The organism is Streptomyces sp. NPDC051133, assembly GCF_040682635.1.
Taxonomy (GTDB): domain Bacteria; phylum Actinomycetota; class Actinomycetes; order Streptomycetales; family Streptomycetaceae; genus Streptomyces.
Genome location: NZ_JBFBBK010000076.1, coordinates 1 through 16,226, shown reverse-complemented (window position 1 = coordinate 16,226; position 16,226 = coordinate 1). Strand labels below are relative to the sequence as shown.

The 16,226-nt window shown below is 71.2% G+C and carries 12 protein-coding genes and 1 pseudogene; 4 read left to right on the top strand and 9 right to left on the bottom strand.

Annotation, left to right across the window (positions count from 1 at the left end; genetic code table 11):
* Positions 1-66 precede the first annotated feature (66 nt).
* The 8 genes from tpiA to uvrC all read right to left on the bottom strand — a co-directional run bounded on the left by tpiA (position 67) and on the right by uvrC (position 11,839).
* Complete coding sequence (tpiA, locus tag AB0N17_RS41695) at positions 67-822, bottom strand: triose-phosphate isomerase (RefSeq protein ID WP_366016909.1); 756 nt, start codon at positions 820-822, stop codon at positions 67-69.
* Between the two features lie 39 nt (positions 823-861).
* On the bottom strand, positions 862-2,073 hold the full coding sequence (locus AB0N17_RS41690) for a phosphoglycerate kinase (RefSeq protein WP_366016900.1): 1,212 nt from the start codon (positions 2,071-2,073) through the stop codon (positions 862-864).
* A 133-nt stretch (positions 2,074-2,206) separates the two neighbouring features.
* Entirely contained in the window at positions 2,207-3,214 is a 1,008-nt protein-coding gene (gap, locus tag AB0N17_RS41685) for a type I glyceraldehyde-3-phosphate dehydrogenase (protein ID WP_366016899.1), read from the bottom strand.
* A 298-nt stretch (positions 3,215-3,512) separates the two neighbouring features.
* Positions 3,513-6,467, bottom strand: a complete 2,955-nt coding sequence (locus AB0N17_RS41680; RefSeq protein ID WP_366016898.1) for a M14 family zinc carboxypeptidase — start codon at positions 6,465-6,467, stop codon at positions 3,513-3,515.
* A gap of 170 nt (positions 6,468-6,637) precedes the next feature.
* Complete coding sequence (whiA, locus tag AB0N17_RS41675) at positions 6,638-7,627, bottom strand: DNA-binding protein WhiA (RefSeq protein ID WP_030752871.1); 990 nt, start codon at positions 7,625-7,627, stop codon at positions 6,638-6,640.
* Entirely contained in the window at positions 7,618-8,685 is a 1,068-nt protein-coding gene (gene yvcK / locus AB0N17_RS41670; RefSeq protein WP_366016897.1) for a uridine diphosphate-N-acetylglucosamine-binding protein YvcK, read from the bottom strand. The genes whiA and yvcK overlap by 10 nt, the downstream gene beginning before the upstream one ends.
* Positions 8,682-9,725: an RNase adapter RapZ gene (rapZ, locus tag AB0N17_RS41665; RefSeq protein ID WP_366016896.1), complete on the bottom strand. Its 1,044-nt coding sequence runs from the start codon at positions 9,723-9,725 to the stop codon at positions 8,682-8,684. Before rapZ ends, yvcK begins: the two co-directional genes overlap by 4 nt.
* A complete protein-coding gene (gene uvrC, locus AB0N17_RS41660) occupies positions 9,722-11,839 on the bottom strand; it encodes an excinuclease ABC subunit UvrC (RefSeq protein ID WP_366016895.1) in 2,118 nt (705 codons plus the stop codon). The genes rapZ and uvrC overlap by 4 nt, the downstream gene beginning before the upstream one ends.
* A 420-nt stretch (positions 11,840-12,259) precedes the next feature.
* On the opposite strand from uvrC, the gene AB0N17_RS41655 reads away from it, so the two are divergent.
* Complete coding sequence (locus tag AB0N17_RS41655) at positions 12,260-13,207, top strand: hypothetical protein (RefSeq protein ID WP_366016894.1); 948 nt, start codon at positions 12,260-12,262, stop codon at positions 13,205-13,207.
* 72 nt (positions 13,208-13,279) lie between these two features.
* Here the strand turns inward: AB0N17_RS41655 and AB0N17_RS41650 are convergent, their stop codons facing one another.
* Positions 13,280-13,708, bottom strand: coding sequence for a Rieske (2Fe-2S) protein (locus AB0N17_RS41650; RefSeq protein WP_366016893.1), 429 nt, complete (start codon positions 13,706-13,708; stop codon positions 13,280-13,282).
* A gap of 247 nt (positions 13,709-13,955) precedes the next feature.
* On the opposite strand from AB0N17_RS41650, the gene AB0N17_RS41645 reads away from it, so the two are divergent.
* The 3 genes and pseudogenes from AB0N17_RS41645 to AB0N17_RS41635 all read left to right on the top strand — a co-directional run.
* Positions 13,956-15,122 carry a LacI family DNA-binding transcriptional regulator gene (locus tag AB0N17_RS41645; RefSeq protein WP_366016892.1) on the top strand — a complete coding sequence of 389 codons (1,167 nt, stop codon included), beginning with the start codon at positions 13,956-13,958 and terminating at the stop codon, positions 15,120-15,122.
* Positions 15,119-16,030 carry a carbohydrate kinase gene (locus AB0N17_RS41640; protein ID WP_366016891.1) on the top strand — a complete coding sequence of 304 codons (912 nt, stop codon included), beginning with the start codon at positions 15,119-15,121 and terminating at the stop codon, positions 16,028-16,030. The genes AB0N17_RS41645 and AB0N17_RS41640 overlap by 4 nt, the downstream gene beginning before the upstream one ends.
* A 102-nt stretch (positions 16,031-16,132) precedes the next feature.
* Positions 16,133-16,226, top strand: a pseudogene (locus tag AB0N17_RS41635) (sigma factor); the annotation flags it as partial.

Here is a 16,226-nt window from a genome sequence, read left to right as displayed (position 1 = left end):
CAGCATCTCGGCTGTGCCCCCGCAAGGGTACGACGTATCGCCGCTACCGCCTACTCACTGCGTCCGTCACTGATCGCGGAAGCGCACGATCTTGACGAACTCGTCGGCGTCCAGCGAGGCGCCGCCGACCAGGGCGCCGTCGATGTCGGCCTGCGCCATGATCTCGGCGACGTTGCCCGACTTCACGGAGCCGCCGTACTGGATGCGGACCTGGTCGGCCAGCTCCTGCGAGTACAGCTCGGCGATCTTGGCGCGGATCGCGGCGCAGACCTCCTGGGCGTCCCCGGCGCCGCAGACCTTGCCGGTGCCGATGGCCCAGACGGGCTCGTAGGCGATCACGACGGTCTCGGCCTGCTCGGCCGGGAGGTCCTTCAGACCGCCCTCGACCTGGGCGAGGGTGTGGGCGACGTGGTTGCCCGCCTCGCGGACGTCCAACTCCTCGCCGACGCACAGGATCGGGGTGATGCCGTGCTTGTAGGCGGCCTTGACCTTGGCGTTGACGATCTCGTCGGTCTCGGCGTGGTACTGGCGGCGCTCGGAGTGGCCGATGACCACGTACGTGCACTTCAGCTTGGCCAGCATGGGGCCGGAGATCTCGCCGGTGTAGGCGCCGGAGTCGTGCTTCGAGATGTCCTGGGCGCCGTACTTGATCTTGAGCTTGTCACCGTCGACCAGGGTCTGCACGGACCGCAGGTCGGTGAAGGGGGGCAGGACGGCGACCTCGACGGCCTCGTAGTCCTTGTCGGCCAGGGCGAAGGCGAGCTTCTGGACGTGCGCGATGGCCTCGAGGTGGTTGAGGTTCATCTTCCAGTTGCCCGCCATGATCGGCGTGCGGCCAGAAGAAATCGATGCTGCCAAGGGTCAGTCCTCCAGTGCGGCGAGGCCGGGGAGCGTCTTGCCCTCGAGGTATTCGAGGGAGGCGCCGCCACCGGTCGAGATGTGGCCGAATGCGTTCTCGTCGAAGCCGAGCGTACGCACGGCCGCGGCGGAGTCACCGCCGCCGACGACGGTGAACCCGTTCGAGTCGACGAGTGCCTGGGCGACCGCCTTGGTGCCCTCGGCGTAGTCGGGGTGCTCGAAGACGCCCATGGGACCGTTCCAGAAGACGGTCGAGGCGTCGGCGAGCTTCGAGGCGTAGAGCTCTCGGGTCTTCGGGCCGATGTCCAGGCCCTCCTGGTCGGCGGGGATCTTGTCCGCGTCGACCACGGTGTTCTCGGTGGGAGCCTTGGTCTTCAGGTCCGGGAACTCCCGGGAGACCACGACGTCGACGGGGAGCAGCAGTTCCACGCCCTGCTTCTCGGCGCGCTCCATGTACTCCTTGACGACCGGGACCTGGTCCTCCTGCAGGAGGGAGATGCCGACCTCGTAGCCCTTGGCCTTGAGGAAGGTGTAGGCCATGCCGCCGCCGATGAGCAGCCGGTCGGCCTTGCCGAGCAGCTGGTCGATGACGGCGAGCTTGTCGGAGACCTTGGCGCCGCCGAGCGCGACCACGTAGGGGCGCTTGACGTCCTCGGTGAGCTTCTTCAGGACGCCGACCTCGGTGGTGATGAGGTAGCCGGCGTAGTGCGGCAGCCGGGCCGGGAGGTCGTAGACCGAGGCGTGCTTGCGGTGCACGGCACCGAAGCCGTCGCCCACGTAGACGTCGGCGAGGGCGGCCAGCCGGTCGGCGAACGCGCCGCGCTCGGCGTCGTCCTTGGCGGTCTCGCCCGGGTTGAAACGGAGGTTCTCCAGGACGGCGACGTGGCCGTCGGTGAGGCCCGCGACGGTGTCCGTGGCCGACGGGCCGACGGTGTCGGTCGCGAAGGCCACGGCGGAGCCGAGGAGTTCACCCAGGCGGGAGGCGGCCGGAGCGAGGGAGAAGGCGGGGTCCGGGGCGCCCTTGGGGCGGCCCAGGTGCGAGGCGACGACCACCTTGGCGCCCGCGTCGGTGAGGGCCTTGACGGTGGGCAGGACGGCGCGGATGCGGCCGTCGTCGGTGATGGTCCCGCCGGACAGCGGCACGTTGAGGTCGGCACGGACGAAGACCCGCTTGCCGCGTACGCCGTCGGCGAGAAGTTCGTCGATCGTCTTCATTGAGTGGACTCCTGGGGAAGGCTCGTGGTGCACCTGATCGTAAAAGGACGTGGTCAGTACGTGGGACAGGGCCCGGACAGCGCGGCGGTGCGCTGCCCGAGCCCTGCTCTCACTTCGGGGTCCGCTCAGGTGATCAGAGCTGGTTGCCGACGAAGACCGTGAGGTCGACGAGGCGGTTGGAGTAGCCCCACTCGTTGTCGTACCAACCGATGACCTTCACGTTCTTGCCCTCCTGGACCATGGTCAGGGAGGAGTCGAACGTGCAGGACGCCGGGGAGTTGACGATGTCGGAGGAGACGATCGGGTCCTCGGTGTACTCGAGGAGACCCTTCAGCTCGCCCTCCGCGGCCTTCTGGAAGGCGGCGTTGATCTCTTCCTTGGTGACCTCGCGGGAGAGCTCGAGGACGAGGTCGGTGACCGAGCCGGTCGGGACCGGGACGCGCATGGCGATGCCGTCCAGCTTGCCCTTGAGCTGGGGCAGGACCAGCGCGGTGGCCTTGGCGGCACCCGTGGTGGTCGGGATGATGTTCTCGGCGGCGGCACGGGCGCGGCGCAGGTCCTTGTGCGGGAAGTCGAGGATGCGCTGGTCGTTCGTGTACGCGTGCACCGTGGTCATCAGACCCTTGACGATGCCGAAGTTCTCGTCGAGGACCTTCGCCATCGGGGCCACACAGTTGGTGGTGCAGGAGGCGTTGGAGATGACGTTGTGCTGCGCCGGGTCGTACTTGTCCTGGTTGACGCCCATGACGATGGTGATGTCCTCGTCCTTGGCCGGAGCCGAGATGAGGACCTTCTTGGCGCCGCCGGCGAGGTGCTTGGCGGCGTCGTCGCGCTTGGTGAAGATGCCGGTCGACTCGATGACGATGTCGACGCCCAGCTCGCCCCACGGGATGTCGGAGGGGTTGCGCTCGGAGAGCACCTTGATGGTGTGGCCGTCGACGGTGATCGTGTCGGCCGTGTGGGAGACCTCCTGCTTGAGGCGGCCCAGGATCGTGTCGTACTTCAGCAGGTGAGCGGTGGTCGCGGTGTCACCCAGGTCGTTGACAGCCACAACCTCGATGTCTGCACCCTGCTCCAGCAGCGCGCGGAAGTAGTTACGACCGATGCGGCCGAAGCCGTTGATGCCTACGCGGATCGTCACGAACCGATCTCCTCGTTGGTACGCCGGCCATGCGGTGCCGGCGAGCTCTATTTGGGATGTCCCCGACCACCACCGACCCTACCTCTCTGCGGGCCCCGAAGTGACATTGAGATGCCGCATACATGGGCAGGCGGTCCGTACCCGTCAGTAGGGGTACGGACCGTCCCGGATCGGCAGTGGATTCACCCGTATTTATTACGGAACGCGGGGCGCTCTTGACGCCGTTTTCACTCGTTCGTGAGCGGGTCGGCTCACTTGATGAGTACCCCTTTCGCGCACTGTTGAGAGGGGGTTGTGCTCACCTGTCGAGAGAGGCGAACGCCTTCCTCAGCAGAGCCGCCCGATCGGCCGCCGACGGCACCTGTTCGAGCCCGAATCCGAGCAGCACGGTGTCGTCGGTCGTGACCGCTCCGTAGGTCTGGAACAGGGTCCCGGTGCGCGCCCAGTCCTTGAGCACCGCCGGGCTGCCCTCGGGCGGTCCGGCCACGTGCCAGGCGCCCAGGGACGACTCGAAGCCGTCGGTCTGCCTCGCCGTGCCGCCGACGACGAGCGAGGCGTCGTCGACGAGGACGCCGTGCCCGCCGCTGCCCGGGTCGGTGACGTAGGCGAGGGAGATCTCGACGGACCTCCCGGCGTAGGCGCTGAGGTCGAAGCCGACCTGGCGCCAGCCGTTGGAGCTGCCGGTGAAGCTGTTCCAGGCACCGCTCGTGCCGCTCGGGGTGCAGGTGGTGCCGGTGAGCGTCAGATAGTGCTTCAGCCAGGGGTGCTCACCGATCAGGAACCCGGCCCCGCACTCGGACGGCACGGCCTGCCGGGTCGCGCCTCCGGTCTCCGGCAGGGTCGTCCAGTCGTCGGTGCCCACGACGTGTGCCTCGACCACGGCGTGGTCGTAGCCCGGCTCGGTGTCCCACAGCAGCCGGGCGGTCAGGGTCGGCTGCTCGGCGGCGGTGACACCGGTGAGGTCGATGGTGCGGGTGAGGCGCTTGTAGGCGTCGTCGGTGTGCACCGCGGCGGCCATGTACGAGCCGGAGTACGGGCCGTAGGGGTTGACGGTCCCGGCGAACCGGCCCGCGCCCGCGCTTCTGAACTGCGGGTAGGAGGCGACCGGCAGCTCGTCGGAGGTGACGCCGTAGGTGCCGGCCCGGTCCAGCGGGTTGCCGGGCGCGTCGCCGAGGGTGCCGGCGACCCCGTCGAGGGCACCGGAGCCGGTGAACGCCGTGGCGCCGCCGGTCGACGTTCGGCTGTAGGCGCCCAGGTAGTACTGGCTGAAGTCGTCGGACGGGGTGCCGTCGCCCAGGTCGACGCTGCCGCCGGCCAGCTCGCCGGCCTCGATCAGCCTGCCGCCCTCGTTGAGGTAGGCGCGCAGCTGGAGCTGGACGGGGTTGCCGGGGCCGTTCGTGCCCGAGTAGTGCACGACCGTCCGGAAGTGCTTGAGCACGCCCAGCGCGTCCGGGACGCCCTGGGTGGCCACGTCCCAGACGATCGCGCGGTGTCCGGCCGCCCTGACCGCGTCGGCGTACTTCTGCGCCTGCGCGGCCGGCGCACCCTCCTCGGCGACCACGAGGGTGTCCGCCTTCGGCCGGTCGGCGACCGTGTAGGTGAAGTGCGAGCTGGAGACCTTCTTGCCGCCGCTCGTCTCGCCGGTGAACCACACCTCGACCTTGTCGCCCGGCCCGCCGTCCTGCACCTTGGCCCGGTAGGAGCCGAAGTAGAGGTCGTCCTCACCGCCGTAGGCCGCGCCGCCCTTCCAGGGCTTCAGCGCCTGGTCGAGCGTGCGGCCGCCGTTCACCCGGTACTTGAGCTCCTTGTCGCGGACCGCCTTGCGGACGACGACCGAGACCTCCTGGTCCGCTCCGCGCGCGTACGACGTGGAGAACGCGGCCGGGGTGAAGTCGGCCGCGCTCATGCCGACCGAGGAGGCCGGCCGGTCGGGGTGGACGGCGGTCTCGGCGACGGAGAGCGCGAAGGGGACGTTCTTGACGAACTCCTGCTGGATCAGCTTCTCGTCATCGGGGAAGTTGAAGACCGACCGGCAGTCCTCGGGCTTCCAGGCGTCGTCCGGATCGACGGCCGACGCGGTCTGACAGGTCGACATCTCCGGGGTGAACATCGCCGTGCCGTTGACGTTCGACGCGTGGCCGTCCGCCTCGCCGTTGGTGGTGTACAGCTCCGAGGAGAGCTGCGAACGGTAGCCCGGGATCGCCGGGTTGTCCGGGGTTCCGGCGAGCGCCTTGTAGAGCACGTCGTCCGGGGTGGGGGTGGCCACCTGCCAGCCGACGCCGTAGAGGAGGAGTTCGGCGGCGGAGTGGTAGTTGATGGCGTACGTGAAGCCGATGCGCTTCTCGAAGCCGTCGAGCGCCTTGGTCTCGGGCTCGGACCCGGGGCTCGCGCCGCGGTAGGTGTCGCTGGTGGGGTTGGGGGACGAACCCTCGTCGTCGTAGCCCCACTTGTAGGGGAAGTTGCGGTTGAGGTCGACGCCGTCGCCGGTGCCGATGACGCCGTCGCCGTTGACGTCCCGCAGGTTCTTGCGCCACAGGCGGGTCGAGGGGTTCTTGAACGTGTAGTCGTAGCCGTCGGGGTTGGCGGAGAGGACGAACCACAGCTCGGTCGAGTCGACGATCTTCTTGACGCGCCGGTCGGTCCGGTAGTGGTCCAGGTAGTAGTGCATCAGACGCCGGGTCATCTCCGGCGTGATCCATTCGCGCGCGTGCTGGTTGGACATGTACAGCACCGACGGCTTGGAGCCGTCCTTCGTCCTCTTCGCGTTCCTGGTCAGTCTGAGCGCGAGGATGTCCTGGCCGTCCACCGTCTTCCCGATGGACTCGACCTTCGTCAGGCCCGGGTTGGCCTGGGCGGTCCGGAGGATCTCCTCCTTGAGCCCGCCGCTTCCGCTGTAGGGGCGGAACACGCCCTGGGACGCCTTCTCGGCGCGCGCCTCCGCCTTGGCCGGGACCGTGTGCTCGGTGAGGCCGACGCCCTGTTCGCGGAGCTTCGCGGCCTGCCGGTCGGTGAGGTAGACCTCGACCTGGGCCTTGCCGCCCGCCGCGACCTGCTGGTCGAGTTCCTGGCCGTCCTGTCCGGCTTCGAGGAGCAGGGGTATCTGCTTCCGGGTGACGTCGGCGCGGAAGACTTTGATCGCGTCCGGGCCGGACGCCGCCGGGCTCGCGCTCTGCGCCTGGGCTACGGGTACGAGGCTCGCTCCGCCGAGCAGGAGCGCGCCGACAGCGAGGATCGATCTCGCTCTGTGTCTCATGAACCCCCCTAGCGGTGGTCCGCCACAGCGGCGAACCGGTTGCCAGGCTCATGTCACTTCATGATCGAGTCAAGAGCGCCTCATGGCCATACAAACGGGGGTTCGGCGGATACGCGAATGCCGGTGCCGAGGCCCCACATGGGCCCCGGCACCGGCGTGTTGACGTGGACTCAGCCGGCCAGGTTGTCCGCCAGCTCCTCCGACAGATTGGCCTCCGTGCCCGGGATGCCCAGGTCGGCGGCGCGCTTGTCGGCCATGGCCAGCAGGCGGCGGATCCGGCCCGCGACCGCGTCCTTGGTCAGCGGCGGATCGGCGAGCGCACCCAGCTCCTCCAGGGAGGCCTGCTTGTGCTCCATGCGCAGGCGCCCGGCGGCGGCCAAATGCTCCGGCACCTCGTCGGCCAGGATCTCCAGCGCCCGCTGCACCCGGGCGCCCGCGGCCACCGCGGCACGGGCCGAGCGGCGCAGGTTGGCGTCGTCGAAGTTGGCGAGCCGGTTGGCCGTGGCCCGCACCTCGCGGCGCATCCGGCGCTCCTCCCAGGCCAGCACCGACTCGTGCGCACCGAGCCGGGTGAGCAGGGCGCCGATCGCGTCACCGTCACGGACGACCACGCGGTCCACGCCGCGCACCTCACGCGCCTTGGCGGCGATCGACAGCCGGCGCGCGGCACCGACCAGCGCGAGCGCGGCCTCCGGCCCCGGGCAGGTCACCTCCAGCGAGGAGGAACGGCCCGGCTCGGTCAGCGAGCCGTGCGCCAGGAAGGCTCCGCGCCAGGCCGCCTCCGCGTCGCAGGTGGCCCCGGAGACCACCTGCGGGGGCAGCCCGCGGATCGGCCGGCCCCGGCCGTCCACCAGGCCCGTCTGCCGGGCCAGCTGGTCACCGCCCGCGACGACCCGGACGACGTACCGCGAACCGCGGCGCAGCCCGCCCGGCGCCATCACGATCAGCTCGGAGCTGTGCCCGAAGATCTCCAGGATGTCCCGCTTGAGCCGGCGCGCCGCCATCGCGGTGTCCAGCTCCGCCTCGATCACGATGCGCCCGCTCACCAGGTGAAGGCCGCCGGCGAACCGCAGAATGGCGGAGACCTCCGCCTTCCTGCAGCAGGTCCGGGTGACGGGGAGCCGAGAGATCTCGTCCTTCACCGCTGCCGTCATCGCCATGGGCCGATCCTTCCATGCATCCGAAAAATACGGTCGTACGCGGCGGCCAACAGCTCCGGGTCATGCCGGGGAGAACCGTCGGTCCGGGCCACCGGCGCCAGCTCGACCGCGGCTCCCAGCCGCTTGGCGGCCTCGGTGAGCGAGTCGCGGTCGGGCACGGCGGCCTCGTCGGCCAGCACCACGTCCAGGGCGAGTTTAGGGGCGTGTCGCCCCAAAACCTCCAAATGACGCTGCGGTGAGAAGCCCTCGGTTTCTCCGGGCTGCGGGGCGAGGTTCAGGGACAGGACCTTGCGCGCCTTGGTCTCGGTGAGCGCGTCCAGCAGCTGGGGGACGAGCAGGTGCGGGATCACCGAGGAGAACCAGGAACCGGGGCCGAGCACCACCCAGTCCGCGTCCAGCACCGCCTCGACCGCCTCCGGGACCGCGGGCGGGTCGTGGGGCACGAGATGCACCGACTGCACCTCACCGGGCGTGAGGGCGACGGTCGCCTGCCCCCGCACGGTGTCCACCTCCTCGGGACGCTCCGGGTCGTGCCCCTTGACCAGGGCCTGCAGCTCCAGCGGCACGGCCGACATGGGCAGCACGCGCCCGTGCGCGCCGAGCAGCTTGCCGACCAGGTCCAGGGCCTGCACATGGTCGCCGAGCTGCTCCCACAGGGCGACGATCAGCAGGTTGCCGACCGCGTGGTCGTGCAGGTCGCCCTTGGAGTGGAAGCGGTGCTGGATGACCCGGGCCCAGGTCTGGCCCCAGTCGTCGTCGCCGCACAGCGCGGCCAGCGCCTTGCGCAGGTCACCGGGCGGCAGCACGCCCAGCTCGTCACGGAGCCGGCCGCTGGAGCCGCCGTCGTCGGCCACGGTGACGACGGCGGTGAGGTCACCGGTGATCCGGCGCAGCGCGGCGAGCGAGGCGGACAGGCCCATGCCGCCGCCGAGCGCGACCACCTTGGGCTGCGCGCCACGCCGGCGCGGCCGGGCCCCGCGGGCCTCGACCGGGCGGCCGGCGCGCGACTCGGGCACCATCCGGCGCAGCCTGCTCAGCCGCGGTGTACGTTGCGTCATTCCCGTCCCATGTCCCGGTGTACGACCACCGTCTCCACGCCCTCGGCCGCGAGGCGCGCGGCGAGCTTCTCCGACATCGCGACCGAGCGGTGCTTGCCGCCGGTACAGCCGATGGCGATGGTCACATAGCGCTTGCCCTCGCGCCGGTAGCCGGCCGCGATGAGCCGGAGCAGTTCGGCGTACCGGTCGAGGAACTCCTTGGCGCCGGGCTGGTTGAAGACATAGGCGGCGACCTCCTCGTTGAGCCCCGTGTACGGGCGCAGCTCCGGGACCCAGTGCGGGTTGGGCAGGAACCGCATGTCCGCGACCAGATCCGCGTCGACCGGCAGGCCGTACTTGAAGCCGAAGGACATCACGGTGGCCCGCAGCTCGGGCTCCTCCTCGCCGGCGAACTGGGCGTCCATCTTGGCGCGCAGCTCGTGCACGTTGAGGCTGGAGGTGTCGATCACCAGGTCGGCGTCGCCGCGCAGCTCGCGCAGCAGCTCCCGCTCGGCGGCGATGCCGTCCACGATGCGGCCGTCACCCTGGAGGGGGTGCGGGCGGCGCACCGACTCGAAACGGCGCACCAGTGCCTCGTCGGAGGACTCCAGGAAGACGATCCGCCGGGTGACGTGCTTCGCCTCCAGGTCCGCGAGGGACTCGCGCAGGTTGTCGAAGAAGCGCCGACCACGCACGTCCACGACGACCGCGATCCGCGCCACGTTGCCCTGCGAGCGGGCGCCCAGCTCCACCATGGTGGGGATGAGGGCGGGCGGGAGGTTGTCCACGACGAACCAGCCGAGGTCCTCCAGACACTTGGCCGCCGTCGACCGGCCCGCTCCGGACATACCGGAGATGATCACCAGCTCGGGGATGGCCGCTTCCGGGCCGCCGGCCGGTGTGACGTCCGTGCTCACCTGTTCTCCGTTTTCCTGGACCGCGTGCTGCGGCTCCGCCTCGGCCGCGGGCTGCCCCTCGGCCGGCTTCAGCGGCTGCTTCCGGCCCGTCTCCTCGTGCGCGCGATCTCGCTCCGCCGCGGACTGTGCCTCGTGCTCCGTCATGTCTCCTGCCCCCGTCGTTCGTCCGGGAGGCCCGCGGTCACGGGCTCCCCCGAGGAACCCCCCGTCGTGTCGGGTTCCTCGTCATCAATGATCTCTCCGGTCGCCGTGTTCACGGCGGGTGCGGCCGGGGCCACCCGGGCGAGGGCCACGGCGATCGTCTCGGCCGTCTTGCGGCCTATCCCGGGCACCTCCTGGATCTGCTCGATTGTGGCGGACCGCAGCTTCTTCACCGAGCCGAAATGCTTGATGAGCGCCTGTTTGCGGGTCTCGCCGAGGCCGGGGACGTCGTCCAGGGGGCTGGAGCGGAAGCGCTTGGCACGCTTGGTGCGCTGGTAGGTGATCGCGAAGCGGTGGGCCTCGTCACGGACACGCTGGAGCAGATAGAGACCCTCGCTGGTACGGGGCAGGACCACCGGGTCGTCCTCGCCGGGCACCCAGACCTCCTCCAGGCGCTTGGCGAGACCGCACACGGCGATGTCGTCGATGCCCAGCTCGTCCAGGGCCCGCCGGGCCGCCGCGACCTGCGGCTGACCGCCGTCGACCACGACGAGCTGCGGCGGATAGGCGAACTTCCTGGGACGCCCGTCGTCGTCCTTGAGGGAGTTCGTGATCTCCTCGGTGCCGGTCAGGGTGCCCTCGCCGTCGGGCAGCGCGCCCTCTCCGTCGGCAGGCGCCTCCTCCGCGCCGGCGCCGTCGGTCCACTCGCCCGTCTTCTCCTTCTCGGCGAGGTACCGCCTGAAGCGGCGGGTGATCACCTCGTGCATGGAGCGGACGTCGTCCTGGCCGGCGAAACTCTTGATCTGGAAGCGGCGGTACTCGCTCTTGCGCTGCAGGCCGTCCTCGAAGACCACCATGGAGGCGACCACGTCGTCCCCCTGGAGGTGCGAGATGTCGTAGCACTCGATCCGCAGCGGGGCGCTGTCCAGGTCGAGGGCGTCCGCGATCTCCTCCAGCGCACGCGAGCGCGTGGTCAGGTCGGAGGCCCGCTTGGTCTTGTGCAGGGCCAGGGCCTGCAGGGCGTTGCGCTGCACGGTCTCCATCAGCGCCTTCTTGTCGCCGCGCTGCGGGATACGCAGGGACACGTTGGCCCCGCGCCGGCCGGTCAGCCAGTCCTGGACCGGCTCGACCGGCTCGGGCAGCGCAGGGACCAGCACCTCCTTGGGGACGGCGTCCCCGGTCTCCTCGCCGTACAGCTGCTGCAGGGCGTGCTCCACCAAGGCGTCGGTGGTGACCTCCTCGACCTTGTCGGTCACCCAGCCGCGCTGGCCGCGCACCCGGCCGCCGCGCACGTGGAAGATCTGCACGGCCGCCTCCAGCTCGTCCTCGGCGACGGCGATCAGGTCGGCGTCGGTCGCGTCGGCGAGCACGACCGCGTTCTTCTCCATGGCCTTCTTCAGCGCCCCGATGTCGTCGCGCAGCCGGGCGGCCCGCTCGTACTCCATCTCGTCGGCCGCCTCCATCATCTGCTTCTCCAGACGGCGGAGGTAGGTGCCGGTGCGGCCGGCCATGAAGTCGCAGAACTCCTCGGCCAGCTCCCGGTGGTCCTCGGGACCGATCCGCCCGACGCAGGGGGCGGAACACTTGCCGATGTAGCCGAGCAGGCAGGGGCGGCCGGTGCGGGAGGCGTTCTTGAACACGCCGGCCGAGCAGGTGCGCACCGGGAAGACCCGCAGCAGCAGGTCGACGGTGTCACGGATGGCCCACGCGTGCGCGTACGGCCCGAAGTACCGGACGCCCTTCTTCTTGTGACCGCGCATCACCTGCACGCGCGGGAACTCCTCGTTCATCGTCACCGCGAGGTACGGGTAGCTCTTGTCGTCGCGGTACTTGACGTTGAACCGGGGGTCGTACTCCTTGATCCAGGAGTACTCCAGCTGCAGCGCCTCGACCTCCGTGGACACCACGGTCCACTCCACGGACGCGGCGGTGGTGACCATCGTCCGGGTGCGCGGGTGCAGGTTCGCCAGGTCCTGGAAGTAGTTCGCCAGGCGCTGACGCAGGCTCTTCGCCTTTCCGACGTAGATCACCCGGCGGTGCTCGTCACGGAACCTGTACACCCCCGGAGAGTCCGGGATCTCACCCGGCCTGGGGCGGTAGCTGGAGGGGTCGGCCATGTCTCACACCCTACTGGCGACCACCGACACCGCGTCGGGCCCGTGGCGGTGCCCGCGCCCGTGCCGCCCGGTGCCCATGCCCGTGCCGCTCGGTGCCCGCCGCGTGCCGTCGGGCGTCCGACGAGGCGTACGGTCCAGCGCCGGATGAGCCGTGCGACGTCGGCCGACGGGGTCCCCGGGAGAGGGCGGCGGCCCCCGCGGAGGGGCGCGGCTCGGCCAGGTACGGCAGAAGGCCGGTCGATGGTGTTGTCGGTGTCTGGTCAACACGCTTCAATGCGGGGGAACTCGGGGCCGTGCATCCGCACGGACGGGCGCGGCGTGCACGGTCACGGGCGTCCACGGCGCCCACCGGGGTGGCCCCGCGCCCCCGCACAACGGTCTGACCAGCCGTAGTGACACTTCACAGAGAGGCCCCTCGGCATGCTGCATGCCACAGAGCACGCGGACGTCCCCAGCACGGAACTGGACACGATTCTGCGGGGCGGCCCCTTCCATGTGGCGCTGCGCGCCGCGATCGCCGCACGCGGCCTGCCGCTCCAGCGCGTCCAGCACCATCTGTCCCGCCACGGGGTCAAGGTCGGCGTGACCAGCCTCAGTTACTGGCAGCAGGGCGCCCGCCGCCCGCAGCGCCCGGAGTCGCTGCGGGCCGTCCGGGCCCTGGAGGAGATACTCCGGCTCCCGGACGAGTCGCTGATCCGCCTGCTCGCGGAGGCCGACGTACGGGCGCGGGCCGGCCGCCCGGCGGGCCGCTCCTACCGCTCCCTCATCGAGGCCTCGGACGTCCTGGACCGGCTCCGGACCGAGCTGGACCTACCTCTCGACGGCGGACTGCACACGCTGGGCCACCACGAATGCGTCCGGATCGGCGCCCGGCGCGAGCTGGCGGGCCGCGAGGCCCACCACATCGTGCGGGCCCACCACGACGGCGTCGACCGCTTCCTCGCCGTGCACCACGGCGACCCCGGCTGCAGCCCCCGCGACATGCGGGTGCGGGCCCTGGAGAACTGCCGCACGGGACGGGTCCGCTGGGACCAGGACACCGGCGTGCTGGTGACGGAGCTGCTGTTCGGCACCCGGCTGCGCTCCGGCGACACCTTCCTCTTCCGGTACGGCGTCGAGGACGGCACGGCCGGGCCCTGCGGCGAGTACCTGCGCCCCTTCGACTCCCCCGGCGGCCAGTACGCCCTTCAGGTGCGGTTCGCCGCGGCCGCGCTCCCGGTGCGCTGCCACCGTTTCACCCAGCACTCGGCGGCGGCCCCGCGCGCCGGACGGCAGGACCTGCACGTCACCGGCCCGCACCACTGCGTCCACGTGGTCGAGCCACGCATCCGCCCCGGCATCGTCGGCATCGCCTGGGACTGGGAGTGAGCCGGTCCCGGATCCGAGAGTGAGGCGGATGGGCTGGGGACGCGGGCCCCACGGTGCCCGGCGGCCCCGCGATCAGGCTCCCGGGCCCGCGACGATCCTGCCGTGCTCGGCCTTCACCGGCAGCTCCGCCAGCGGCTCGGTGGCCGGCGACTGGACCACCTTGCCCGTCACGGCGTCGAACTGACTGCCGTGGCAGGGGCAGATCAGGGTCGTCCCCTGCAGCTTGTTGATGGGGCACCCCGCGTGCGTGCAGATCGTGCTGTACGCCTTCAGCTCGCCGCTCCCGTCGCGGCTGACCACCACGTTGTGGTCCCGGTACAGCTTGGCGCCGCCCTTCGCGACCTCGCTCTCGGCGCCGAGGTCGACCGGCGCGGTCGGGGTGGCCGCCGCCGAACCACTCCCGCCCGGAGCCGCGCACGCCGCCAGGCCGAGCCCGGCGACCGGGGCCACGGCGGCTCCTCGAAGGACGGTACGACGGCTCGCGGACGGTCGGGCGGGCATCTGGAACTCCACGGGTCAAGGGGTGTGCGGGCCGACGATACCCGGGCAGAGGGGGCGGGTCTGGGGCGGGGGCCAGGGCAGAGGGCAGGAGCGACAGGCGGCAGGCGGCAGGCGGCAGGCGAGGAGAGGGGAGAAGGAGCGGGTTGACCTTCTCGTAGACGATTGCGTAAGCGTTTACGTGCGACGGTCGGATGGAGTACCTTCCGGGCCGGAAGACTTGACTTGCCCAGGGCAGGAAGGGGGCGCGATGCCCACCATGGCGGACGTGGCCCGGAGCGCCGGGGTCTCCGTGGCGACCGTCTCCCACGTCCTCAACGGCACGCGTCCGGTGCTGCCCCACACCCGTCAGGCCGTGCTGGACGCCATTGACGCTCTCGGCTACACGCCCAACACCCTGGCCCGCTCCCTGGTGACCTCCCGGACCCGCTCCATCGGGCTCGCGGTCTCGGCGATCAGCAACCCGTACTTCACGGAGATCCTCCAGGGCGTGGAGGCCGCCGCCCTGGAAGCGGGCTACAGCCTGCTCATCGCCGACCCGCACGACGACCCGGTGCATGAACGCAAGGTCGTACAGATCCTGCACGAGCGCCGGGTGGACGGCATGATCGTCGCTCCCTCCGCCTCCCCGCAGGACCTGGTCGGTTACCTGCGCCGGCACGCCGTACCGACGGTGTTCCTGGACCGCGTGATCGACGCGGACCGCGTGATCCACGCGCTCGGAGGGGAGGGGCCAGGGCCGGACGACCCCGCGCGGGTCGGCGGTGCGGCGGGCGCCGCCCTCGCCGCGGGCGTGCCGTGCTTCGACCACGTCTGCGCCGAGGGCACCGAGCCGACGGCCCGGCTCGTCACCCATCTCGCCGGGCTGGGACACCGCCGGATCGGTCTGGTCGCGGGGCTGCCCGGCCTCAGCACCACCGCCGAGCGGATCCGCGGGTACCGGGACGGCCTCGCCGCCGCCGGGCTGGCGCACGACGACTGTCTCCTCGTGTCCGGCAACTCCGAGTCCGCCGGCGCCGAGCAGGCCACGGCCGCGCTGCTCGGCCTGCCCGATCCGCCGACGGCCCTCGTCACCGCCAACAACGCGATGACCATCGGCGCCCTGCGCGCCCTTCGCCGGCGAGGCCTCGCCGTGCCGGACGACATCGCCCTGTGCTGCTTCGACGACTTCGCCTGGGCCGACCTGTTCTCGCCCCGGCTCACCGCCGTCGCCCAGCCCAGCCGGGAGCTGGGCGCCCAAGCCGTCCGGGTCCTGCTGGAGCGGCTGTCCGAGCCCGACCGGACGGCCCGCACGGTGCGACTGCCGTGCACGTTCGTCCACCGCACGTCCTGCGGGTGCCCGGAGGAGCCGGCCACGCCCGAAGCGGCCGGGCGAACCGGACCATCCACGCTGTCCGAGAAGGGAACCACTTCGTGATCGTCGTCGCCGGTGAGGCACTGATCGACCTGGTACCGCAGGGCCCCGGTGCCCTCGCGGCCCTGAAGCCGGCGCTCGGCGGCGGCCCGTACAACACCGCCGTCGCCCTCGGCCGGCTCGGCTCCCCCACCGCCTTCTGCTCCCGGACGTCGCACGACGCGTTCGGCGAGGCTCTGCTCGACGGGCTGCGGCAGGCCGGAGTCGACGTATCGGCCGTACAGCGCGGGCCGGAGCCGACGACCCTCGCGGTGGCCACGATCGACGCCGTGGGCTCGGCCGCCTACTCCTTCTACGTCGACGGCACGGCCGATCGTCTGTTCACCGCCCCCGCGGCACTCCCCTCCGGCACGCGTGCGGTGTCCTTCGGGACCTGCTCGCTCGTCCTGGAACCTGGGGCGAGCGCGTACGAGGACCTGATGCGCAGGGCCGCCGGGCAGGGGCTGTTCACCGCGCTCGATCCCAATGTCCGGGCGGGACTGATTCCGGACGCGGACGCCTACCGGGCGCGTTTCAAGAGCTGGCTGCCCTCGGTGACACTGCTGAAGCTCTCCGCGGAGGACGCGGCGTGGCTGGGCGGCACCCCGCGCGAGTGGCTGGCCGCGGGACCGGCGGCGGTCGTGGTCACACGGGGCGGCGACGGCCTGACCGTGTTCACCCGGGACGGCGCGGAGTACTCCGTGCCGGGTGAGAAGGTCGACGTCGTGGACACCATCGGGGCCGGTGACACCGTGAACGCCGCCTTGCTGCACGGGCTGGCCGTCCGGGACGCGCTGTCCGCGGAAGCGCTCGCCGCCCTGGGGACGCAGGGCTGGACACGGCTGCTGCGCTTCGCGGCCCGGGCGGCGGCGATCACCTGCTCGCGGGCGGGGGCCGAGCCGCCGTACGCGGCCGAGCTGGGTGAACTGTGAGCGGTCTGTTTCCCCTGTGGTCTTGTCAAGGTGCGGCCGGGTCTGTGGTGCGGGGGCCGGTCGGACCGCAGAGCCGGGGTGGCTGATGGTGGAACGAGCGGCCTGGTGCAGGAGACGTACGCCAAGGCCTACGCGTCCTTCCACCAGTTCCGTGAGGGCACCAACCTCAAGGCGTGGCTGTACCGGATCCTCACCA

Excerpts from the sequence above, each read along its gene's own strand:
- tpiA (WP_366016909.1), bottom strand. The coding sequence starts at position 822 with ATGGCGGGCAACTGGAAGATGAACCTCAACCACCTCGAGGCCATCGCG.
- AB0N17_RS41690 (WP_366016900.1), bottom strand. The coding sequence starts at position 2,073 with ATGAAGACGATCGACGAACTTCTCGCCGACGGCGTACGCGGCAAGCGG.
- AB0N17_RS41680 (WP_366016898.1), bottom strand. The coding sequence starts at position 6,467 with ATGAGACACAGAGCGAGATCGATCCTCGCTGTCGGCGCGCTCCTGCTC.
- whiA (WP_030752871.1), bottom strand. The coding sequence starts at position 7,627 with ATGGCGATGACGGCAGCGGTGAAGGACGAGATCTCTCGGCTCCCCGTC.
- yvcK (WP_366016897.1), bottom strand. The coding sequence starts at position 8,685 with ATGACGCAACGTACACCGCGGCTGAGCAGGCTGCGCCGGATGGTGCCC.
- rapZ (WP_366016896.1), bottom strand. The coding sequence starts at position 9,725 with ATGACGGAGCACGAGGCACAGTCCGCGGCGGAGCGAGATCGCGCGCAC.
- uvrC (WP_366016895.1), bottom strand. The coding sequence starts at position 11,839 with ATGGCCGACCCCTCCAGCTACCGCCCCAGGCCGGGTGAGATCCCGGAC.
- AB0N17_RS41655 (WP_366016894.1), top strand. The coding sequence starts at position 12,260 with ATGCTGCATGCCACAGAGCACGCGGACGTCCCCAGCACGGAACTGGAC.
- AB0N17_RS41650 (WP_366016893.1), bottom strand. The coding sequence starts at position 13,708 with ATGCCCGCCCGACCGTCCGCGAGCCGTCGTACCGTCCTTCGAGGAGCC.
- AB0N17_RS41645 (WP_366016892.1), top strand. The coding sequence starts at position 13,956 with ATGCCCACCATGGCGGACGTGGCCCGGAGCGCCGGGGTCTCCGTGGCG.